The sequence below is a fragment of the Herminiimonas sp. KBW02 genome (assembly GCF_003852535.1).
GTDB lineage: Bacteria > Pseudomonadota > Gammaproteobacteria > Burkholderiales > Burkholderiaceae_D > Oxalicibacterium.
The window spans coordinates 201,362-223,810 of the sequence record NZ_QAJP01000004.1 but is presented as its reverse complement, the minus strand read 5'-3'; the positions used below and the strand labels follow the sequence as shown (position 1 = coordinate 223,810).

Below are 22,449 nucleotides of genomic sequence, written 5' to 3'. Positions count from 1 at the left end.
CTGTACGCTTGTTTTCCACACATTAACCCGGCGTTGGTAATGGCGCAGGGCTTGAAGATTGTTCATTCTTGCGCTCTACCTTGGTCACGTTCGGGTCTTTCCAGGGCCCGGTAATCATGTATTCAAATGTGAACGCGCGCGCCAGGGGTTCACGCAGGAACAATTGTGCCAGGAAGGTGCCGGCGCCGATGACCGGATTAACCGCCAGCGCGTAAGCAACCGAAGCAGCACCGGCATTGATTTCCGGGATCACCACTGCGCGCAGGTTTTGCGATTCCTTGTCGATGTCGGCCGAACCTTCTATCAATACCGTCGCGCTGACACCGCGCATTTTCAGGTTGGTGGTGGAAGCTACGCCGTTATTGATATTCGCGCTGCCGGTGATGCCGTCGAAGGCAAAACCATCGGCGAATATATCGCGGAAATCCAGCGTCAGGCGGCGCGGTATCGATTGCAAACTCAGCACGCCCAGCAATTTGGCGGCACCCGGCTCAACCTTCAGGAACTGCCCGGTTGCCATGTCCAGGTTAATGTTGCCGGACAAGCTAGGGTAATCGATGGAGAACGGCAAGCCCTTCCAGCTGATGGTGCCATCCATTTTTCCTTTGCCGTTACGTACGACATCGGCAAAGCCAAAACGACCGAGCAAGTTGCCGGCGTTATTGATATTCATACTGTAATCAAGGCTGGAACTATTCCCGCCCTTCTTCGCCAGCCAGCTACCACTCGCCTTCAGGCTCGCATCCGGATTGCTCAGTGCCAGATTGCGGATACGCCATTCGCGACCTTCGGTGGCACGTACATAGTGTGCAATCAGCTCCAGGCGACCGAGCTTCTTGCCCATCAATTCAAAGTTATCAGCAATGATGTCCAGCGCCGGCATTTCAGTTGCGGTATCGACGCCGTCAAGCAGGTTTTTGACTTCGGTATTGGCTGTCTTCGGCACCGTCAGCGACGACAACCTGGCAGTCACTTTACCCAGGCCACGTCCGGATGACGATTCTATCCAGGTGATATAGCCGGACATTTGCGCCGCATCGACGTTGGCTTGCCACGCACCTTTGTCATGCGTGGCGCCCAGCACGACGTTGTCGAATTTCTTGTCGAGGAGATTCAACTCCGTCGCACGCACTGCAATGCTGGTCGGATCAACATACTGCGACAAATTGACGACACTTAAAGGATCTGCCGCCACTTTCTTCTTCGGATCAGGTGCATCGGTCGACATTACTTTGAGCCAGTCATCGACATTCAGGCTACGCATGCTGAGGTTGAGTGCCAGTCCGCTGATAGGCGTCGGCGCCGGTGTATTCACTCCTATGCCGCCATAGACCACGCGCCATTCGGGATTAGCCACCGCGGTATTTTTCTCGCGTGCATAGCTGCCGCTGATCGAAGGTCCAAGCGCTACTTTGATGTTGTCACGCATCATGGTGGCACTATCGGACGGCGAGCTGATTTGTTCAAACTTAAGCGGCAAGGCATCTTTGGCTGCCTTGTTCAGTGGCGCTGGGAAATCCAGTCCCAGGCCGCGCAGATTGGAATCGACCACGATATCCACGCGCTTGCTACGCACCCCGATACTGACGCCAAAACGCGTGCTGCCGTTAATCTTGTCGGTCAGTTTTTGCATGGCAGGCGACGGATAGTTTTTGCGCAAACCCAGTGCTGTGAGCGTACCGTCTGCCTTGATCAGAATGTTGCCGTCCTTTTGCGTGCCACCAGAAACCGTCAGCGGACCACCGAGGAACGTCGATTTAACGCCGTTCAGCGTCAACCCTTTTTCATCAAATTCCAACTGGCCGGTCGTTCCCGACATCATCGGGATCACGTTTTGCAAGGTCACATTATTGTTATTGAATTTCAGTATGCCCTTGACCCTGGCGTCGATCATTTTGTGCAGTGGCAAATGCAACTTCAGAGCCAGCGTTGCATTGCCAGTCGCTTTGGTTTCATCTGTAAAGTGATCAATCCAGGTCGCAACCGGGCTATCCAGCGTGTACTGCACCAGGTTTTGCAAGGTACCGGCGGCGTTACCATCAATATCCAGTACCGGCGCATCGGCCAGCAGATCCGGAATCACCGCTTTCACATTCGATACATCGGCACCGTTGGTCTTGCCGCTTTCACCCTTGATTTCCATGCGGGTGCGATCGAACAGGATGGTGCCCTGGACTTTTTCCAGCAACGGCCACATCGGTGCCTTGCCATCTTTCGCGAACAAATCCGGCGCATAGTTCAAGCCGCCGTCTTCTATCCTGCCGCCAAAGGTGAATTCACCTTTCGGTTTTTCATTCGGCTTGCTGGTATGAAACGGGAAGTGCGCCAGATCACCCTTCAGCTTGATGCGACCGTCGCGCAAGGTGCCGGCAATCAGCGCATGCGACAACCAATTACGGAAGTCAGGATTCATCGCCGTCGGCAGATAATTGCCTATCTTGTTCAACTCCAGTCCGGAGATAGTGCCTGTCACATCTATCGTGCCCAGCTTGTCTCCGGCCTGCTTATGCAAGGGCATCAGGTGGCTGCCGGACAGGCCGACCGTCAATCCCTGCTGCATAAAATTCAGACCCTTCACAGTCAGCAGGAATTGATCATTCTTCTGGAATGCCCACTGCGCATCCATATTGAAAGTATCAAACGCCACTTCCGGCTCGGAGAAATAAGTCGGCAAAGCCAGCTTCAGCTGATCCGATGCCAGCACGATATTGCCGCCCTGGCTGTTTGCATCGATGCGTCCGGACAAATTTTCAAAACCGGGAATCGCGGGTACCGCTGCTTGCGCTGGTGTAGTCTTGGTAGCGGCACGTGCAGAACGCGCAGGCTGGGCATTCATCGACAGATGCGAAAAATCACCTTTGAGCTTGTACGAAGCAATCTCCGGATAAGCACCCTGCCACTGCGCGGTGAAATCCTTCAATACGCCACGCGGTGCGAAATCGCTGATCAGGCGCAACTGCTCTTCCGGCAACGGCAGGCGTCCGGCAAAGTTGGCCCAGGCCTGCAAATCCAGCTGTTTCACCATGACTTCTGCATGCTCAGGCGCGTCTTTCTTCGCCGCCACATAACGCTTGCTGAAGGTCGTACTTGGCAAAGTCAGGCCATCACGGGTCTGCAAGGAAAAATCCATCAGCGAAATCGTGTAACCCTTTGCACCGAAGGTCGGCGTACCGTCGCGTGAGCTCGCATCCAGTGGTTCGCTGATCGCGACGCGGCCATTTGCAGACGTCAATTCCAGCGGCACCAGGTCCTTGCGCAGTTGTGCCGACACATCGGACAAGGCCAGGTCGGCAGTCAGATCTGCAATCCGTGCATGGTCAAACGCCAGCCATGCGCGCAACGACCCCTTGGCATGCTGCAAGTCGAACGGGAAGTCGATATAAGGTTTCCAGCTCGCCAGTTCGGTATCGCGCACCGCGGAATAAATGGTGCCGGTCCAGCGCGTCGCATCGGAAATTTTCTTGGAGAAATAAGGATGATCAAAAGTCGCACGCACATCCAGTGGCGCGGCAATTTCGGTCGGCGGTGTAGCCTTGAATGCGAACTGATGGCGACGGCCTTCATTGTGCAAGACCACATCGACTTTGCTCAGCAATAGGTCCGGTGCTTGCCGCACCTTATCCTGCCAGCGTAACTGCCCATCCCTGATCCTGATCTCGCGTTGCGACAAGATCCAGTTGGCAGCCTTGCCGTCGCCGTCCTGCTGCAAATCGACCAGCATTCCGGCGACATAAAACTTGCCGTCGACATCGCGCTCGATGTCCATATTCGGCTTATCGATCTCGAGGTTATGCAGGCGCAGCTCCGCCACCATCACCGACCACCACGATACGGTGGCCGACACTTTAGGCAAACGCAAGGCAACATCCCCGCCCTGATCATAAATCGCGACATTGTCGAGCGACAGGAAAGGACGCAAGCCATGCCAGGATGCATCAATCGCTCCGATAGTGACCGGACGGCCGATCGCCTTGGTCGCGACGTTTTCTACATCAACTCGATAATTGGAAATCTGTGGCAAAACCACATAGCGCAAGCTGAGGAACAGCGCGCAAAAAACGAAGTAAGCCACCAGCAACAGTTTGCCCAGCCAGCACAAGGCATTGAAGCTGGCCCGGTTGGCATAGCGCAATGAGGCCTGCAGCGAGCGCCAGCACACCTGCAGCTTATTGGCAGTTTGGGGCTGTTCTGGTGGACGTTGGTCTGTAGGCATCAATCAAAAAGGTCGGTGAGTCGACTTCGCGTAGAATAAAACAGTCGGCCAGCAAAAAACTGACATTCGCCGACAACAGCGCGGACTTACACCGCAATCATCAAGAACCCCTAGGATACTCTCTCCCAGCCCGTGACGAACATACCTTTGACCCAAGTTGCTGCATCCCGGTTTTATACCCGATGGATTAACGCGGATGACACCCGCGCACAAAAGGTAGCCGAAGTCGGCAAATTATCCCTGAACCCCGAGGTTTTCGCTCGGATTTTACAAAACGAAACAGATGCCGGTGCCGCGCTGCCGGCCGCCATGCGCCGCTTGCGCAACCTGGTCATCGCCACCCTGATCCGGCGCGACCTCAGCGGCCAGGCCGATCTGGCGGAAGTGGTCGATACCATGACCGCTTTTGGCGACTTCGCGGTTCAGCGCCACCTGGCGGCGGTCATGGCCGATATGGTGGCCATCCACGGCACGCCGGTAGGTGCGGAATCGGGCGAAACCCAGGAAATGATCGTACTCGGCATGGGCAAGCTGGGTGGCGGCGAACTCAACGTTTCCTCAGATATCGACCTGATCTTCGTCTACCCGGAAGACGGCGAAACCGTCACCACCACGCCGGAGCAGCGCCAGCTGTCCAACCATGAATTCTTTACCCGGCTGGGCAAGAAGCTGATCGCCGCGCTGTCGGAGATCACCGAAGACGGCTTTACCTTCCGCGTCGACATGGCCTTACGCCCGAACGGCGCATCCGGCCCGCTGGCCGCCAGCTTCGGCATGGTGGAGGAATACCTGATCGTGCAAGGCCGCGAATGGGAACGCTATGCGTGGGTCAAGGCGCGCGCGCTGACCGGCAAACCGGCAGATATCGAAGCGCTGGAAAAAATCATCCGCCCCTTCGTCTATCGCCGTTACCTGGACTACGGCTCCATCGACGCAATACGCAACATGCATGCGCAAATCCGCGCCGAGGTCACCCGGCAGGAAGCGCGCCACCCGGACCGCAGCAACAACGTCAAGCTGGGCCGCGGCGGCATCCGCGAAATCGAATTCCTGGCGCAAGTATTCCAGCTGATACGAGGTGGCCGCGATGCCGCACTGCGCGACCGTTCGACCCGCCGCACCCTGCGCATCCTGGCAGAAAAGCAATTATTCAAACCCGAAGTGGTCGATCAGTTACTGCATGCCTACACCTTCCTGCGCAACCTGGAACACCGGCTGCAATACCTGGATGACGCGCAAACCCATACGCTGCCCGCGAATGAAGCGGATCGCCTGATCGTCGCGCACATGATGGGGTATCAGGACGTGCCGTCCCTGCTGGCTGCGCTGGAAGAACAACGCAAACTGGTCGCCACCCAATTCGATGAAATCTTCAGCGACAAGGCCAGCGACAGCAACGAGGAAAACGTCGATGCAGAACTGAGTGCGGTCCTGAGCGACACCGACAATGCAGGTGCGATAGAAGCCTATCTCAACACCCTCTCCTTCGACCATGCAGCCGATGCCGCACAGCGCCTGCTCGCAACCTGGCACTCACCGCGCCTGCAATCGCTGCCGGAAGCCAGTCGCAACAAGCTGGTGGCGCTGGTCAACGCATCACTGCCCATCGTCGCCAAAGTCACGGAAACACGTTCGCTGGCACTCAATCGCCTGCTGAATTTCTTTGAGGCAATTGCGCGGCGTGCGGCTTACCTGGCGCTGTTGACCGAATACCCGCATGCGCTGGAACGCGTGATACGCATGATCGCCGCCAGCGAATGGGCCGCCCGTTACCTGACGCGCCACCCCATCCTGCTCGACGAATTGCTGGATGACCGCACGCTGAAGGCAACACCGGACTGGAACGCCTTCGCGCGCGACTGCCGTCGCCGCCTGGACGAAACGCCGGGCGATACCGAAAGGCAGATGGACGCGCTGCGCGAAATGCATCACGCACAACTCATCCGCCTGCTGGCACAGGATCTGGTCGGCGACCTCAGCGTAGAACGCCTGGCCGATCACTTGTCCGAACTGGCCGACAAGCTGGTCGCAGAAACCATACACGCAATCTGGAAAACCCTGCCCACGCGCCATCGCGAAGAACCCAAATTCTCTGTCATCGCCTATGGCAAGCTGGGTGGCAAGGAACTGGGCTACGCGTCCGACCTCGACGTCATCTTCCTCTACGATGACGACGATCAGGAAGCCCCCGGTCTGTATGCCAAACTGGCGCAACGCTTCATCACCTGGATGACGGCACATACACCAGCCGGCATCCTGTTCGATGTCGATATCGCGCTGCGTCCTGACGGTGCCAGTGGCTTGCTGGTCTCTACCGTTTCGTCGTTCGAGAAATACCAGACCACCTCAGCCTGGCCGTGGGAACATCAGGCCCTCACGCGCGCCCGTTACTGCGCCGGTGATGCCGACATCGGCGCGCGCTTTGAAGCAATACGCGTCGAAGTCCTGCGTCAGCAACGTGATCCGGTGAAACTCAAAACCGACGTGCTGGACATGCGCAAGAAACTGCACGACGCCCATCCAAACCGCACCGACCTGTTCGATCTCAAGCATGACAACGGCGGCATGATAGACATTGAATTCATCGTGCAATTCCTGGTCCTGCGCGACTCGGCACAGCATGCACGACTGACCGGCGACATCGGGAACATCGCCCTGCTCAAGCTGTGCGGGGAACTGGGACTGATAGATCAGACGCTGTCCGGCAAGGTAGCAGATGCTTACCGTACCTTCCGCAAAATGCAGCATCAGATACGGTTGCAAGGAGCGGAGCGGGCTCGGGTTGAGACTGAGCGGGTGGCCGAGGAAATTGCAGACGTAGAAGCTTTGTGGAGCGCGGTATTCAGCTAATACTCCCCACTCATGTCAGCGCATGCCCACATTTGAGCATGAAATGAAATCGCTTATCTATCAATGAGATAAGTGACTTACCCTGAGCTTATCCACAAGCCTGTGCACAAAAAACGGGGATAACTTCAGGACTTATACACATCGCTTTATTCCATCGCGTACGGACCTGAAGAAATGAAAAAAGATAGGCGTAGTCTGAGCGCAAGTAACGAGTAGTCTGGCTAACTTAGTTCCAGAGGCAGATTTTCCCAGGCGCATTACAGCGCTAAGCCAATAAAAAACGCCCCGAACTCCGGGGCGTTTTTATTAAATCAAAACCTGAATTACTTGGCAGTCATCAATGCAACCGTAGTATCCAACATACGGTTAGAGAAGCCCCACTCATTGTCATACCACGACGACACCTTCACCAGACGACCCGACACTTTGGTCAAAGTCGAATCAAAGTTGCTCGACGCCGGATTGTGGTTAAAGTCAACCGAAACCAGCGGCTCGGTCTGGTAAGTCAGGATACCTTTCAATGCACCTTCCGACGCTTCCTTCATGATCGCGTTGATTTCTTCAACGGTCGTGTCGCGTGCAGCGATGAAGGACAAGTCCACGATGGAGACGTTGATGGTCGGAACGCGGATCGCGTAACCGTCCAGTTTGCCGTTCAGTTCAGGCAAGACCAGGCCTACCGCTGCAGCTGCACCGGTTTTGGTCGGGATCATAGACTGGGTAGCCGAACGTGCGCGACGCAGATCTTCATGCATCACGTCGGTCAGTACCTGATCGTTGGTGTACGCGTGTACGGTAGTCATCAAGCCGTTGACCAGGCCGATTTTGTCGTTCAAAGGCTTGACCAGTGGTGCCAGGCAGTTGGTGGTGCACGATGCGTTCGAAATCACGGTATCGGTGGATTTCAACACATTGTTGTTGACGCCGAAGACCACGGTTGCGTCCACGTCTTTGCCGCCTGGAGCCGAGATGATGACTTTCTTGGCGCCGCCTTTCAGGTGAGCCGATGCTTTTTCCTTGGTGGTGAAGAAGCCGGTGCATTCCAGCACGACGTCTACGTTCAGTTCACCCCAGCCGATTTCAGCCGGATTGCGTTGCGCAAAGACGCGGATTTTATCGCCATTGACGACCATGTAATCGCCGTCTACTTCAACGGTGCCTGGGAATTTGCCATGCGCGGTGTCGTAACGGGTCAGATGTGCATTCGATTTTGCATCGCCGAGATCATTGATCGCAACGATTTGAATGTCATTCTTTTTGCCGCCTTCGTAATGTGCGCGAAGGATGTTGCGGCCGATACGGCCGTAGCCATTAATTGCAACGCGGATGGTCATCTTTTTCTCCAGAAAAAATCAACAGCAAACAAAAATATTCAGTATTTATATGGCGCACGCCTGCTGCAATGCAGGCAAGTCGCGCCAGCCGTAACCGGCTTCCATCAAATCCAGCCCGTCCCATGTGAACGGTTGTTCGACCAATAGTTCAGCGCCCAGTTGCTGGTAGAACTGACGCGCGCCCTGATTCCCGGCAATCACCCATACCAGCAGGCTATGCGCGCCCTGCTTTTGCAAGGCTTCAGCGATCAGCGACAGCAAACGACGGCCGACGCCGCCACGCTGAGCGATAGGCTTGAGATAAATTGCCGTCAGTTCGGCATTCATATCAAACTTTTCCGGCATCAGGAACATACCGGCAGCAAAACCCACCAGCTCGGTTCCTGCTTCCGCCACGAAGATCGAAATCGTCGGCAAATCGGCCTGCAATACCTGCGACCACATGGCCGTACTTTCTTCCGCGCGCATGCTGTCCAGATAGGCATCCGGCATCACGCCACGATAAGTCGTGCGCCAGCTTTCTACACGCAAGGCCGCTATGGCCCCGGCATCGTTAGCCGTCGCGCGGCGGAAAGTGATCTCGGTCACGCCAGTGTCTTTTTGACTGCAGCGATGACGTTCTCGACGGTGAAGCCGAAGTGCTTGAACAGCACGCCAGCCGGAGCCGATTCGCCAAAGGTATCAATACCGATGACGCCACCTTCGAGGCCTACATATTTGTACCAGAAGCTGGTCACGCCAGCTTCGATTGCAACGCGTGGCACGCCTTTGGTCAGGACGCTGGCTTTGTATGCTGCTTCCTGGCGGTCGAAGACGTCGGTCGATGGCATCGAAACGATGCGCACTGCCACGCCGTGCTTGGCCAACTCATCTGCCGACTTGGTCGCCAATTCGATTTCGGAACCGGTTGCGATCAGGATAGCTTTCGCATTCGGTGCGTCACGCAAGACATAACCACCGCGTTTGATGTCGGCGATTTGTTCTGCGGTGCGCTCCTGGAATGGCAGGTTTTGGCGCGAGAAGATCAGCGTGCTTGGGCCGTCTTTGCGTTTAACCGCTTGCTCCCATGCCACCGCGGATTCGACGGTGTCGCATGGACGCCAGTTGTCCAGGTTAGGGATCAGGCGCAGGCTGGAAACGTGTTCTATCGATTGATGGGTCGGGCCATCTTCGCCCAGGCCGATAGAATCGTGTGTGAAGACGAAGATGGAGCGCAGCTTCATCAAGGCAGCCATGCGCAATGCGTTACGGCTGTAATCAGAGAAGGTCAGGAAGGTTGCGCCGAACGGAATGTAACCGCCGTGCAGGGCGATACCGTTCATGATCGCGCTCATACCGAATTCGCGCACACCGTAGTTGATGTGGTTACCAGCCTGGTCAGCGCGAACTGCTACGCATTCTTTCCAGTTGGTCAGGTTGGAACCGGTCAGATCAGCCGAACCGCCGAGGAATTCCGGCAATACCGGTGCCAGTGCCTGGATCGCGTTCTGGCTCGCTTTACGAGTCGCGATGGTTTCTTTTTTCTCTACGCATGCTGCGATGTATGCATCAACGGCCTTGTTCAGGTCGCCCGGCAATTCACCGGCCATGCGACGTGCCAGCTCAGCTGCTTCTTGCGGGAATTTTTCGCTATACGATTTCAGCAAGGTATCCCAGTTGGATTCCAGTGCCTGGCCTTTTTCTTTTGCATCCCATGCTGCATAGACATCTGCAGGCACGTCGAACGGTGCATAGGTCCAGCCCATCGCTTCGCGGGTTGCTGCGATTTCCTTGTCGCCCAGCGCTGCGCCGTGCACATTGTGGGTGCCTTCCATGTTCGGCGAACCTTTACCAATCACGGTACGGCAGCAGATCAGGGTTGGTTTGTCGGATACTTTGGCTTGCTTGATCGCGGCATCGACTGCATTGACGTCGTGGCCGTCTACTGCGCGGATGACGTTCCAGCCGTAGGACTCAAAACGTTTAGGGGTATCGTCGGTGAACCAGCCTTCGACATGGCCGTCGATCGAGATGCCGTTGTCGTCATACAAAGCGATCAGCTTGGACAGGCGCAAGGTGCCGGCCAGCGAGCATGCTTCGTGCGAAATGCCTTCCATCAGGCAACCGTCGCCGAGGAAAACATAGGTGTGGTGGTTAACGACATCAAAACCCGGGCGATTGAATTCAGCCGCGAGCAGTTTTTCTGCCAATGCCATACCAACGGCGTTGGTGATGCCCTGACCCAGTGGGCCGGTGGTGGTTTCGATACCTGGGGTGATATCTACCTCAGGGTGTCCCGGGGTTTTCGAGTGCAATTGACGGAAGTTGCGGATTTCATCCATAGACAGGTCGTAACCGGTCAGGTGCAACAAAGCGTAGTGCAACATCGAGCCATGACCGTTCGACAACACAAAGCGATCACGGTTAACCCATTTAGGATTGGCCGGATTGTGCGAATAATGATTAGCCCACAAAGCGACGGCAATATCTGCCATCCCCATAGGCATACCGGGGTGACCGGAATTGGCCTTTTGTACTGCATCCATTGCCAGCGCACGGATTGCGTTGGCCATTTTGGTAGTCGGGAGCGTGGAAGTCATGTGATTTGTGTAGATGGCGAGTCGAATGGAATAGAATCAAATCCGGAACAAGTACTGCTGCAAGCAAATTTAAAATGCATTGCTGCGAAGCCGCATATTTTACCAGAGTGGCGCGCTCAGACTAAAATCGAATTCCGGCCTGATGCCAAAGTTTCACCTAATTTAATTATTGCGACGCCCGCCAGCCTCGCAAAACCATGTCGAAAAGACAAGCAACGGATCACAGATGCCTCGTTTTTATTGCCCGCAGCCGCTCGCCATCGGCGCGGTAATCACCTTGCCCGAGCATGTCGCCCACCATATCCAGGTGGTGCGCCTCAGTAGCGGCGACCATATCACCCTCTTTAATGGCGAAGGCGGCGAATACACCGCCACCATCACCACCATAGAAAAGAAACGGGTGACAGCTGAAATCAAACTGTTTGAACCGCGTGAGGTCGAGCTGCCGTACGCGGTGACCGTGGCGCAGGCACTGCCCGAAGCCTCCAAAATGGACTGGATCATCGAAAAAGCGGTCGAACTCGGCGCCCATGCGATCCAGCCGCTGGCCGCACAACGCTGCGTGGTGCGGCTGTCCGCCGAACGCGCCGCCAAAAAAATGCAGCATTGGCAAGGCGTCATCGTCGCCGCCTCCGAACAAAGCGGACGCAATCGCCTGGCGGCGCTGGCCGAGCCAGTCGATTTCAATCAGTGGGTGCAGCAACAGGATTTACATAAACGCATCATGCTCAGCCCGCGTGCCGAGCAGTCATTGTCCGACTGGGCGCGTCATCACCCGCCGCAATCGGTAGCGATCATGATAGGCCCGGAAGGTGGCTTTACTGACAAGGAAGAAGACCTGGCGCTGGCACAAGGCGTATTAATGCTGGCAATGGGGCCACGCGTACTGCGTACCGAAACCGCCGGATTGTCGGCGCTGGCCGCGCTGAATGCGGTCTGGGGCGAGATGTAACAGGCGTTTCCGCACGCCGCCTTATGCGGAAAATCAGCTAATCACAGGCCGGTTTGTCCCCTTCTGCCATCTTAGTCGCAGGGAAACCTGACGAAAGCATTTATAATTCAAGGTTTTGCGACAGTTTCACTCACTCATTACATGAAGGTATTTCGCGGACTTCCCAATGCTGCATCCCGTGCGCCCTGCGCGCTGGCGATAGGCAATTTCGACGGTGTGCATCGCGGGCATCAGGCCCTGCTGGGGCGCCTGCGCGAAGTCGCGTCAAAAATGGGGCTGGAATCGGCGGTCATGACGTTCGAGCCGCATCCGCGTGAATTCTTTGCCGCGCGTGCCGGTGATCCTTCCAAGGCTCCTACCCGCATCGCCAGCCTGCGCGACAAATTGCAATCGCTGGCCAAAGCAGGCGTCGATCGCGTCATTGTCGAACACTTCAATGCCCACTTCGCCTCCTTGTCGCCACAGGAATTCGTGGAAAAAATCCTGGTGCAAGGCTTGCACGTCAAATGGCTGATCGTCGGCGATGACTTTTGCTACGGTGCCAAACGCGCAGGCAATGTCGCGACCCTGATCGAAGCAGGCAAGCAATACGGCTTCCATGTCGAATCGCAACCGACTGTGACCAGCAGCACTGGCACCCGCATCTCGTCGTCGGCAGTACGGGAAGCCTTGCTGCAAGGCGACTTTGCCCATGCCGAAGAATTGCTCGGCCATCCGTATGCGATGTCCGGCCATGTCATCCATGGCAAGAAGCTGGGTCGCACCATCGGCTTCCCGACGCTGAATGTACGCGTCGCGCACAAACACCCTGCCGTGTCCGGCATATATATAGTGCAAGTGCATGGCCTCGACGACCATCCCTTGCCCGGCGTGGCCAGCATAGGCGTACGTCCAACGGTAGACGACAGCGGCCGCGTGCTGCTGGAGACGCATTTGTTCGACTACGAGCAGCAATGCTATGGCCGTTTGATCCGTGTGGAATTCCTCAAGAAACTGCGCGATGAAGAGAAATACATAGACCTGCCCACGCTGACCGCCGCGATCAACCGCGACGCTGTGGAAGCACGCGCCTATTTCAAGCAACTGACCGACGCGGCCACTTCCGCGACCGACCGAATTTGACGATGACTCGCTGAAGTATCACGACCGTTGTTACACCGATCACCCTCGAAAAAATATTATGTCCGACAATCAAAACAAACCTGGCAAGCCGGCAGCAAAACCGCAAAGTAAATACCCGGTCAATATGACCGACACCCCATTCCCTATGCGCGGTGACCTCGCCAAACGCGAACCGCAATGGGTCAAGCAATGGCAAGAGCAAAAGGTTTACGAAAAAATTCGCAAGGCTTCCAAAGGCCGCCCGAAATTCATTCTGCACGACGGCCCACCGTATGCGAATGGCGATATTCACCTCGGACACGCCGTCAACAAAATCCTGAAAGACATGATCGTCAAGACGCGCCAGTTCGCCGGCTTTGACGCACCGTATGTACCAGGCTGGGATTGCCACGGCATGCCGATCGAAATCCAGATCGAAAAACAATTCGGCAAAAACCTGCCGACTGCTGAAGTCTTGTCCAAGGCCCGTACTTATGCGAATGAACAAGTCGAGCGCCAAAAGAAAGACTTCATCCGTCTTGGCGTCCTCGGTCAATGGGACAAGCCATACAAGACCATGGACTTCGGCAATGAAGCTGATGAACTGCGCGCACTCGGCAGCCTGCTGGAAAAAGGTTACGTCTATCGCGGCCTGAAACCAGTCAACTGGTGTTTCGATTGCGGCTCGGCGCTGGCTGAAGCAGAAGTCGAATATCAGGACAAGCGCGACCCGGCCATCGACGTCGGCTTCCCGTTTGCCGAACCGGAAAAAGTAGCGAAAGCATTTGGACTGGCCAAGCTGCCAACCAACAAAGGTTACGCCATCATCTGGACCACCACCCCGTGGACCATCCCGGCCAACCAGGCGTTGAACGTTCATCCTGAATTCACCTACGCGCTGGTGCAAACCGAACGCAATGGCGAAACCATCCTCGTGATCCTCGCCGCCGATCTGGTGGAGGCCACACTGCAACGTTACGGCCTGACCGGTACCGTCATCGCAACCTGCGTCGGCGAAGCGCTGGCCATGATCAAATTCAAGCATCCGTTTGCAGATGTTGATCCTGGTTACAACCGTTTGTCGCCTATCTACACCGGTACCTATGTCACCGCTGACAGCGGCACCGGCATCGTGCACTCGGCACCTGCCTACGGTATCGAAGATTTTATTTCCTGCAAATCACATGGCATGCGCGACGATGAAATCATCGCGCCGGTCATGGGCGACGGCAAATACGCATCGTGGTTGCCTTTGTTCGGCGGCCTGACCATCTGGGAAGCATCGAAACCGATCTGCGCGAAGCTGGATGAAGTCGGCTCGCTGTTCAAGCTGGTGATGTTCGACCACAGCTATATGCATTGCTGGCGCCATAAGACACCTATCATCTACCGCGCCACTTCGCAGTGGTTTGCCGGTATGGATGTGATGCCGAAGAATCAGGGCGCGACCCTGCGTGAAACTGCATTGCAGGCAATCGAAGAAACCGAATTCTTCCCGAGCTGGGGCAAGGCACGCCTGCACGGCATGATCGCGAATCGTCCGGACTGGACGCTGTCGCGCCAGCGCCAGTGGGGTGTACCGATGGCGTTCTTTGTCCACAAGGAAAGCGGCGACCTGCATCCACGTACTCCTGAGTTGCTGGAACAGATCGCACAACGCGTGGAAAAAGACGGCATAGAAGCATGGCTGACACTGGACCCGAAAGAATTGCTCGGTGCCGATGCCGATATGTACCTGAAGAACAAAGACACGCTGGACGTCTGGTTTGATTCGGGTTGTACCCATCAGACCGTCTTGCGCGGTTCGCACAAGGAAGAACTGGCCTTCCCGGCTGATCTCTACCTCGAAGGTTCGGATCAGCATCGCGGCTGGTTCCACTCGTCGCTGCTGACTTCGTCGATGATGAATGGTCGCGCACCCTACAAGGCATTGCTGACACACGGCTTCACGGTCGATGGCGAAGGCAAGAAAATGTCGAAGTCGCTCGGCAATACGCTGGCACCACAAAAGATTTCGGACACCCTGGGCGCCGACATCCTGCGTTTGTGGATCGCCTCCACCGATTACTCCGGCGAACTGTCGATTTCGGATGAGATCCTCAAGCGCGTGACCGAAAGTTATCGCCGTATCCGCAATACCGTGCGCTTCCTGCTGTCGAATACTTCGGACTTCGACGCAGCCAAAGACCTGGTACCGGTCGCCGACATGCTCGAAATCGATCGCTATGCGATAGCGCAAATGAACGCGCTGCAAGCGGAAATCCAGGCGCATTACCAGGTTTATGAATTCCATCCGGTCGTGTCGAAACTGCAGATGTACTGCTCGGAAGACCTGGGCGGCTTCTACCTCGACATCCTGAAAGATCGTCTCTATACCAGTGGCGTGACCTCACATGCACGTCGTTCTGCACAAAGCGCGATCTGGCACCTGACGCACTCCCTGCTGCGCCTGATGGCACCGATGTTGTCGTTCACTGCAGAAGAAGCGTGGGCAGTATTTGCCAGCCCGGAAATGAATGCAGACGGCACCATCTTCACGCACACCTACTATCAATTGCCGGAAGTGGCGGACGGTGCTGCCCTGCTGAGCAAGTACGCGCTGCTGCGCGAAGTGCGCAACAACGTCACCAAGCAACTGGAAGAAGTACGCGTGGCAGGCAGCATCGGTTCTTCGCTGCAAGCGGAAGTAGCATTGCAAGCCAGCGGCGACAAGTTCGATGCACTGGCCAGCCTTGAGGATGATCTGAAATTCGTACTCATCACTTCACAAGCCAGCGTCAGCAAAGTCGCCACGGCAGAAGAAGAAAGCGTGGCAGTCACACCATCGGCAGCGCAGAAGTGCGAACGTTGCTGGCACTATCGCGCCGACGTCGGCAGCCATGCAGAACATGAAGGTCTGTGCGGCCGCTGCGTTGCCAATCTGTTCGGCAAAGGCGAAGCACGTCGTTTTGCATAAGACTTGCGTAACACGGCATCATTGCGCCACACTTCGCTCCGGCTCCGGCCGGAGTGATTTCCATGACATTTACGGGCAAAGATAGCGATGGCTTCTTCTAACAAACGATATTTTTCATCTTCCAGCAGCATGGTTCCATGGCTAGGCATCGCCGCCATCCTCATCCTGCTCGATCAAATCACCAAAATCACTATCACCCGCCTCTTCGTCTACGGCGAATCGCACGCGGTAACTTCCTTCTTCAACCTGGTACTGGTCTATAACAAGGGCGCAGCGTTCAGCTTCCTCGCGTCGGAGACCGGCTGGCAGCGTTACTTCTTTACGATCATGGGGATAGGCGCCGCCATCTTCATCGTCTACCTGCTGAAAAAACACGCTGGTCAACGCCTGTTTTGCTGGGCGCTGGCACTCATACTCGGCGGTGCAGTAGGCAATGTCATAGACCGCGTACTGTACGGCCACGTCATCGACTTCCTCGACGTCCATGTCGGCGGCTGGCACTGGCCTGCTTTCAACATCGCCGACAGCGCGATTTGCATAGGCGCAGTATTGTTTATCTACGATGAATTAAGGCGTGTCGGAAAGTAGTCAGCATCTCCAGCGGATCTACAGATTCACAACCGTAAGCTGATACACTAGCCCGCACATCTTTCAGGAGTCCTTTATGGATCTTGCCGGTAAAAAAATCGTACTGGGATTAACTGGTGGCGTTGCCTGCTATAAAGCAGCGGAACTGACACGGGCGCTCGGCAAGGCTGGCGCACAGGTACAAGTCGTCATGACCGATGCCGCCACCCATTTCATCACGCCAGTCACGATGCAAGCACTGTCCGGCCATCCGGTCGTCACCGATCAGTGGGATGCGCGCGTTGCCAACAACATGCCGCACATCGACCTGACGCGCGATGCCGACGCCATCGTGATCGCGCCCTGCTCTGCTGACTTCATCTTCAAGCTCGCGCATGGCGCCTGCGATGACCTGCTCTCCACACTATGCGTCGCCCGTCCTGACACCGTGCCGCTGCTGGTCGCACCGGCGATGAATGTAGAGATGTGGCAAAACCCGGCAACCCGCCGCAATGTCGCGCAATTAAAGGCAGACCGCATCGCAGTACTCGGCCCTGATGCCGGCGCACAGGCTTGCGGCGAAACCGGTATGGGACGCATGCTGGAACCGGAACAATTGCTGGAAGAAATCATTGCCACCTTCCAGCCCAACCTGCTGGTAGGCAAAAGCGTGCTGATCACCGCTGGTCCGACCTTTGAACCGATAGATCCGGTACGCGGCATCACCAACCTCTCGTCCGGCAAAATGGGCTATGCCATCGCACGCGCTGCACGTGAAGCCGGTGCCGACGTTACGCTGGTGTCCGGCCCGACTGCACTGACAACACCGTATGGCGTGCACCGCATCAACGTACAGACTGCACAGCAAATGCATGATGTCGTCATGTCGCGCATCAGCTCCCAACATGTCTTCATCGCCGTCGCCGCCGTGGCTGACTGGCGCGTGGCGAATGTCAGTGCCCAGAAACTGAAAAAGAATGCAGCCGGTGATGCACCGTCGCTCGCGTTTGAACAAAACACCGACATCCTGGCGGCAGTTGCTGCACTGCCCAAGGCACCGTACTGCGTCGGCTTTGCCGCCGAGTCGGAAAACCTGCTCGAATACGGCGAAGCCAAGCGCAAGAAAAAGAATATCCCGCTGCTGGTAGGCAACATTGGCCACCAGACTTTCGGCCAGGACCAGAACGAACTCGTGCTGTTCGACGATAAAGGTCATACTGCCTTGCCACTGGCCGACAAGCAGAAGCTGGCACGCCAGCTGGTGCATGAAATCGCGCAGCGCCTGCCGTAATCCGAATTACTATTTAACTTTCCTCCAGCCCATGAAGACTATCGAAGTAAAAATCCTTGATCCGCGCATGCAAGAACAACTGCCTGCCTACGCCACACCCGGCAGTGCTGGTCTGGATTTACGTGCTTGCCTCGATGCACCTATCGTCATCAAACCGGGCGAAACCCATCTGGTACCGACCGGCCTGGCGATCCATCTGGCGGATCCGGGTTATGCAGCGATGATCCTGCCACGCAGCGGCATGGGTCATAAACATGGCATCGTACTGGGGAACTTGGTGGGCCTGATCGACTCCGATTACCAGGGCCAATTGATGGTGTCGACATGGAATCGCGGTCAGACAGAATTTACGCTCAATCCTATGGAACGCCTGGCGCAATTGGTCATCGTTCCGGTCCTGCAAGTCGGCTTCAATGTAGTTGACGAATTTGATACAAGCGAACGCGGTATTGGCGGCTTCGGCAGCACCGGGAAACACTGAATCTAGGAGAATTTTATGCATGCCCTGCTGCAACCCGTACTAAGTAAAACGAAGGCCACCACTGCCTTATTCCCTCTCGCTTTATTGCTGGCCGGTTGCAGCACTGTATCGCTCGACACTCCTACTCCCCGTCCCGGCCCGGTAGCACCGGCTCCGGTGACCGAATCAGCGCAAAAGCAAGCGCTGCGCAGCGTCACCGCCCAACAGGATCGCCTGTATCGCCTGGCAGCTCCGCTGCTGGTCAACAATGCGCCGTTGTGCAAAGGCAATGCGCGCAATCTGATCGGCTTTAGCGCCAAGACCAAGTATTCATTCTCGGAAGATTATGTCGAGGCAGCGCAATCGCTGGGCTTCGATGAACGCCTGCAAGTCACTGGCGTCCTGAACAATAGCGGCGCCGCACGTGCCGGCGTCAAACGCGGCGACATCCTGACGACAGTGCAGGACAAACCGATGCCGCAAGGACCGAACGCAGAACGTCAGGCGGCTGCGGTGCTCGGCCCATTGGTCAACTCGGTCTCCAACGTCAAACTCGGCCTGATCCGTAACGGCAGCAACGTTGCCGTCACCGTACCGCTGACCCGCGCCTGCGGCTTTGGCATCGAGCTGGGCAACACCGACAACGTCAGTGCCTACGCCGACGGTCGCCGTGTACTGGTTACACGCGGCATGCTGAACTTTGCACGCAACGACAATGAAGTCGCGTACGTACTGGCGAAAGAACTCGCACATAACGCGCTGGGTCATCCGGCACAGCAAAGAATGAGCGCGACTGTAGGCGGCGTCATCGATAACATGATCCGCATCACACCGGACGCAGGCCCACTCGGTGGCAGCGGTGGTATCAAGGCAGTACCGCAAGAAACCGATGCCGCAGCGGATCGCCTGGCGCTCTATATGCTGGTACGTGGCGGCTACAACATTGATGGCGTCAGCAGCTTCTGGCAACGCCTGGCAACCCAATATCCAGCCAGCGTAAGCAATAGCTACACTGCGATTCATCCAGCCACTGCGTATCGCATCACCGTAATCGACAAGACAGTCAGCGAAATCAAAGCCAAACAGGCAGCGAAACAAAACCTGGTGCCGTGATCAACAGATCAGACCTGAAATGAAAAAGGAGCGCAATGCGCTCCTTTTTATTTGATCCCGACCAATTCAATCAGGAATGTATCTTCATCGCTTCATCGATATCGGCACGTGTCAGTTCCGGCGCAAATTGCTGGATGAAGTCATACGTGTATTGACGCAGGTAAGCACCACGACGTACCGCCAGACGCGTCACGTTTTGCGCAAACAGATGCGATGCATCGATCACCTTCAGACCATTGCTGCCGTTCTGCTGCAGCGCCATCGAAGCGACAATACCAACACCCAGATTCAGCAACACGTATTGCTGAATAACGTCTGAATCCATCGCCGTCAGGACGATATCGGTGGTGATATCGGCCTGCTTAAATGCCTCATCAATATGGCCACGACCGGTAAAGCCAAGGTCATAGGTAATCAATGAATACTGCGCCAGGTCAGCCAGCGTGATCAATTTCTTATCCAGCAAAGGATGGCCATCCGGTACTACTACCGAGTGATGCCAGCGATAGCAAGGGAACGACACCAGATCTTCAAACTGGCTCAAACCCTCGGTTGCGATACCGATATCTGCCTTGCCGGACAGTACCCATTCCGCAATATGTTCAGGTGTACTTTGCTGCAGGGCGATCCGCACCTTCGGAAACTCCTTACGGAATACCTGCACCACTTTCGGTAACATGTAGCGTGCCTGCGTGTGGGTCGTCGCCACCGCCAGGGTGCCGATTTCCTGCCCGGCATATTCCTGGCTCGCGCGTTGCAGGTTTTCTGCTTCCAGCAACAGCCGGTCTATGATTTGCAGGATGCCGCGACCAGGATCGGTCAGGCCGGTCAGGCGTTTGCCATTGCGTTCAAAGATATCGACGCCCAGCTCTTCCTCCAACTCGCGAATCTGGCGGCTGACGCCAGGCTGCGATGTGAACAGCACATTCGCCACCTCGGTCAGGTTGTAACCGCAACGCGCGGTCTCGCGGATCGATCGTAGTTGTTGAAAATTCATATCCAGGCACCTCTATCTGTACTTGCGCAATAGTGTGGTGACGAACGGTCAGCGTTTAACGCTTACACCGATTCGTCAACGAACACTTGCAAACGTTTAGGACGAACAATCAGTGTTTCGCCCTCTTTCAATTTCAAATTACCGAAGCGCTCATTCGAAATCACCGCTTCAATCAACTCGCCGTTATCGTCGCGCTCCAGTTCCAGCTGGGCCAGCGGGCCGATCGCATGGGCACGGCGCAATTGCACCACGATGCCTTCTGCACCTGTCGTGTAACGATCCACTTCCAGGTCATGCGGACGGACATAGCCGATACCCTTGGTATCCTGTGTTTCTGCATGCTCAGGCGCATCGAATGCGATACCCGACGATTGCAGAATGCCTTCATGCACACGGCCATGGAACAGGTTGACGTTGCCAAGGAAGCCGTAGACGAAAGGCGAAGCCGGGTTGTTATACACATCTTTAGGCGCACCGATCTGTTCGACATTACCCTTGTTCATCAACACGATCTGATCCGCAACTTCAAGTGCTTCTTCCTGATCATGGGTCACGAAAATACTGGTGACATGCAGCTCGTCATGCAGGCGACGCAACCAGCGACGCAATTCCTTACGGACTTTCGCATCCAGTGCACCGAATGGTTCGTCCAGCAACAGTACGCGCGGCTCAACTGCCAGTGCACGTGCCAGCGCAATACGCTGACGCTGACCACCGGACAATTGCGGCGGATAACGATCAGCCAGCCAATCCAGTTGCACCAGTTCCAGCAGCTTGGTGACTTTTTCCTTGATCTGCGATTCCGACGGACGGGTCGCCGATGGGCGTACACGCAAACCAAACGCGATGTTTTCAAACACGGTCATATGCTTGAACAATGCGTAATGCTGGAACACGAAGCCGACCTGGCGTTCACGCACGTGACGCGCCGAAGCATCTTCACCATCCAGCAACACCTGGCCGTGATCCGGTTGTTCCAGACCCGCAATGATGCGCAACAAGGTGGTTTTGCCGCAGCCGGAAGGTCCCAGCAGCGCAGTCAGTTCGCCGGCCGGAAAGTCCAGCGACACATTATTAAGTGCGACAAAATTGCCAAATTGCTTTTGAATATTCTTGACTTCGATGCTCATGATCCCTGCTCCTGAAACTGTTCGTGTGTATCTCTTAAACGCCATTCAATGAATGATTTGAGCGCCAGTGTAACCAGTGCCAACATTGCCAGCAACGATGCTACCGCGAATGCCGCCGAAAATTGGTATTCGTTATACAGAATCTCGACCTGCAAAGGAATCGTATTCGTCTGGCCGCGGATATGACCGGACACCACCGATACCGCACCAAACTCACCCATCGCACGTGCATTACACAGAATCACGCCGTATAGCAGACCCCATTTAATATTTGGCAGGGTCACATGCCAGAAGGTTTTCCAGCCGGAAGCGCCGAGTACCAGCGCCGCCTCTTCCTCTTCACTCCCCTGCGACTGCATCAGCGGAATCAATTCACGTGCCACAAACGGGAAAGTCACGAAAATCGTTGCCAATACAATGCCAGGTACTGCAAACAGGATCTTGATATTGTGTTCCTGCAACCAGCCACCGAACCAGCCCTGCGCACCAAACAGCAAGACATAAATCAGGCCGGAGATAACAGGTGAAACCGAAAACGGCAAATCGATCAGGGTCAGCAAAATGCTTTTGCCGCGGAAATCAAACTTGGCGATACACCACGAAGCAGCTACACCAAACACCAGATTCAGCGGCACTGCAATCGCCGCAGTCAGCAAGGTCAGCTTGATGGCCGACACCGCATCTTCTTCAAGGATCGCCGCGACATAGGCGTCCCACCCTTTTTTCAATGCTTCGGCAAACACCGATGCCAGCGGCACAAACAGGAACAGCGTCAGGAAAGCCAGCGCAACAATAATCAGTAACGTACGTACCCAGACCGGTTCCAGCGTCGCGGCTGGTACGCGCGGTGCACGTGCGGCCGCAGCCGGGAACCCAGCACTGGCTGGAGGAGCTATAGCGGACATA

At 55.9% G+C, this 22,449-nt stretch carries 15 protein-coding genes; 8 read left to right on the top strand and 7 right to left on the bottom strand.

The features are described 5' to 3' along the window. Nucleotides 1–22: 22 nt before the first annotated feature. Nucleotides 23–4,213 (bottom strand): YhdP family protein, encoded by a 4,191-nt coding sequence (locus tag DBR37_RS05450; protein ID WP_233588286.1) that lies wholly within the window; start codon nucleotides 4,211–4,213, stop codon nucleotides 23–25. 132 nt (nucleotides 4,214–4,345) lie between these two features. Between DBR37_RS05450 and glnE the strand changes: the two genes are divergently transcribed. Beyond that, nucleotides 4,346–7,063, top strand: coding sequence for a bifunctional [glutamate--ammonia ligase]-adenylyl-L-tyrosine phosphorylase/[glutamate--ammonia-ligase] adenylyltransferase (gene glnE, locus DBR37_RS05445; RefSeq protein WP_199739047.1), 2,718 nt, complete (start codon nucleotides 4,346–4,348; stop codon nucleotides 7,061–7,063). A gap of 323 nt (nucleotides 7,064–7,386) precedes the next feature. On the opposite strand, the gene gap is transcribed toward glnE, so the two are convergent. From gap to tkt, 3 genes are read right to left on the bottom strand one after another with little or no spacing between them, the layout of a single operon-like run. Then, entirely contained in the window at nucleotides 7,387–8,397 is a 1,011-nt protein-coding gene (gap, locus tag DBR37_RS05440) for a type I glyceraldehyde-3-phosphate dehydrogenase (protein WP_124573467.1), read from the bottom strand. A gap of 45 nt (nucleotides 8,398–8,442) precedes the next feature. Further along, nucleotides 8,443–8,985 carry a GNAT family N-acetyltransferase gene (locus DBR37_RS05435; protein WP_124573466.1) on the bottom strand — a complete coding sequence of 181 codons (543 nt, stop codon included), beginning with the start codon at nucleotides 8,983–8,985 and terminating at the stop codon, nucleotides 8,443–8,445. Further along, the gene (gene tkt / locus DBR37_RS05430) at nucleotides 8,982–10,976 is read right to left on the bottom strand and encodes a transketolase (RefSeq protein WP_124573465.1); all 1,995 of its coding nucleotides are present in this window, start codon (nucleotides 10,974–10,976) and stop codon (nucleotides 8,982–8,984) included. Before tkt ends, DBR37_RS05435 begins: the two co-directional genes overlap by 4 nt. Before the next feature lie 226 nt (nucleotides 10,977–11,202). Between tkt and DBR37_RS05425 the strand changes: the two genes are divergently transcribed. The 7 genes from DBR37_RS05425 to DBR37_RS05395 all read left to right on the top strand — a co-directional run bounded on the left by DBR37_RS05425 (nucleotide 11,203) and on the right by DBR37_RS05395 (nucleotide 19,416). After that, the gene (locus DBR37_RS05425) at nucleotides 11,203–11,928 is read left to right on the top strand and encodes a 16S rRNA (uracil(1498)-N(3))-methyltransferase (RefSeq protein WP_124573464.1); all 726 of its coding nucleotides are present in this window, start codon (nucleotides 11,203–11,205) and stop codon (nucleotides 11,926–11,928) included. 141 nt (nucleotides 11,929–12,069) lie between these two features. Beyond that, nucleotides 12,070–13,050 (top strand): bifunctional riboflavin kinase/FAD synthetase, encoded by a 981-nt coding sequence (locus tag DBR37_RS05420; protein ID WP_124573463.1) that lies wholly within the window; start codon nucleotides 12,070–12,072, stop codon nucleotides 13,048–13,050. Between the two features lie 58 nt (nucleotides 13,051–13,108). Continuing rightward, nucleotides 13,109–15,985 carry an isoleucine--tRNA ligase gene (gene ileS, locus DBR37_RS05415; RefSeq protein ID WP_124573462.1) on the top strand — a complete coding sequence of 959 codons (2,877 nt, stop codon included), beginning with the start codon at nucleotides 13,109–13,111 and terminating at the stop codon, nucleotides 15,983–15,985. Between the two features lie 87 nt (nucleotides 15,986–16,072). Further along, the gene (gene lspA, locus DBR37_RS05410) at nucleotides 16,073–16,573 is read left to right on the top strand and encodes a signal peptidase II (protein WP_124573461.1); all 501 of its coding nucleotides are present in this window, start codon (nucleotides 16,073–16,075) and stop codon (nucleotides 16,571–16,573) included. Between the two features lie 76 nt (nucleotides 16,574–16,649). Next, nucleotides 16,650–17,843 carry a bifunctional phosphopantothenoylcysteine decarboxylase/phosphopantothenate--cysteine ligase CoaBC gene (gene coaBC, locus DBR37_RS05405; RefSeq protein WP_124573460.1) on the top strand — a complete coding sequence of 398 codons (1,194 nt, stop codon included), beginning with the start codon at nucleotides 16,650–16,652 and terminating at the stop codon, nucleotides 17,841–17,843. A 31-nt stretch (nucleotides 17,844–17,874) separates the two neighbouring features. Next, nucleotides 17,875–18,324, top strand: coding sequence for a dUTP diphosphatase (dut, locus tag DBR37_RS05400; RefSeq protein ID WP_124573459.1), 450 nt, complete (start codon nucleotides 17,875–17,877; stop codon nucleotides 18,322–18,324). 15 nt (nucleotides 18,325–18,339) lie between these two features. Beyond that, the gene (locus DBR37_RS05395; RefSeq protein ID WP_124573458.1) at nucleotides 18,340–19,416 is read left to right on the top strand and encodes a M48 family metallopeptidase; all 1,077 of its coding nucleotides are present in this window, start codon (nucleotides 18,340–18,342) and stop codon (nucleotides 19,414–19,416) included. A gap of 70 nt (nucleotides 19,417–19,486) precedes the next feature. Here DBR37_RS05395 and DBR37_RS05390 read toward each other — a convergent pair whose 3' ends face one another. The 3 genes from DBR37_RS05390 to cysW all read right to left on the bottom strand — a co-directional run bounded on the left by DBR37_RS05390 (nucleotide 19,487) and on the right by cysW (nucleotide 22,448). Then, nucleotides 19,487–20,413, bottom strand: a complete 927-nt coding sequence (locus tag DBR37_RS05390; RefSeq protein ID WP_124573457.1) for a CysB family HTH-type transcriptional regulator — start codon at nucleotides 20,411–20,413, stop codon at nucleotides 19,487–19,489. Nucleotides 20,414–20,475: 62 nt separating this feature from the next. Next, nucleotides 20,476–21,543 carry a sulfate/molybdate ABC transporter ATP-binding protein gene (locus tag DBR37_RS05385; RefSeq protein ID WP_124573456.1) on the bottom strand — a complete coding sequence of 356 codons (1,068 nt, stop codon included), beginning with the start codon at nucleotides 21,541–21,543 and terminating at the stop codon, nucleotides 20,476–20,478. Next, nucleotides 21,540–22,448: a sulfate ABC transporter permease subunit CysW gene (cysW, locus tag DBR37_RS05380; protein ID WP_124573455.1), complete on the bottom strand. Its 909-nt coding sequence runs from the start codon at nucleotides 22,446–22,448 to the stop codon at nucleotides 21,540–21,542. Before cysW ends, DBR37_RS05385 begins: the two co-directional genes overlap by 4 nt. Nucleotide 22,449: the final 1 nt, after the last annotated feature.

Bases quoted from the DNA above. Each gene is read 5' to 3' on its own strand.
- DBR37_RS05425 (WP_124573464.1), top strand. From the start codon at position 11,203: ATGCCTCGTTTTTATTGCCCGCAGCCGCTCGCCATCGGCGCGGTAATC.
- DBR37_RS05450 (WP_233588286.1), bottom strand. From the start codon at position 4,213: ATGCCTACAGACCAACGTCCACCAGAACAGCCCCAAACTGCCAATAAG.
- cysW (WP_124573455.1), bottom strand. From the start codon at position 22,448: ATGTCCGCTATAGCTCCTCCAGCCAGTGCTGGGTTCCCGGCTGCGGCC.
- ileS (WP_124573462.1), top strand. From the start codon at position 13,109: ATGTCCGACAATCAAAACAAACCTGGCAAGCCGGCAGCAAAACCGCAA.
- coaBC (WP_124573460.1), top strand. From the start codon at position 16,650: ATGGATCTTGCCGGTAAAAAAATCGTACTGGGATTAACTGGTGGCGTT.
- lspA (WP_124573461.1), top strand. From the start codon at position 16,073: ATGGCTTCTTCTAACAAACGATATTTTTCATCTTCCAGCAGCATGGTT.
- DBR37_RS05385 (WP_124573456.1), bottom strand. From the start codon at position 21,543: ATGAGCATCGAAGTCAAGAATATTCAAAAGCAATTTGGCAATTTTGTC.
- tkt (WP_124573465.1), bottom strand. From the start codon at position 10,976: ATGACTTCCACGCTCCCGACTACCAAAATGGCCAACGCAATCCGTGCG.
- dut (WP_124573459.1), top strand. From the start codon at position 17,875: ATGAAGACTATCGAAGTAAAAATCCTTGATCCGCGCATGCAAGAACAA.
- DBR37_RS05420 (WP_124573463.1), top strand. From the start codon at position 12,070: ATGAAGGTATTTCGCGGACTTCCCAATGCTGCATCCCGTGCGCCCTGC.
- DBR37_RS05395 (WP_124573458.1), top strand. From the start codon at position 18,340: ATGCATGCCCTGCTGCAACCCGTACTAAGTAAAACGAAGGCCACCACT.
- DBR37_RS05390 (WP_124573457.1), bottom strand. From the start codon at position 20,413: ATGAATTTTCAACAACTACGATCGATCCGCGAGACCGCGCGTTGCGGT.
- gap (WP_124573467.1), bottom strand. From the start codon at position 8,397: ATGACCATCCGCGTTGCAATTAATGGCTACGGCCGTATCGGCCGCAAC.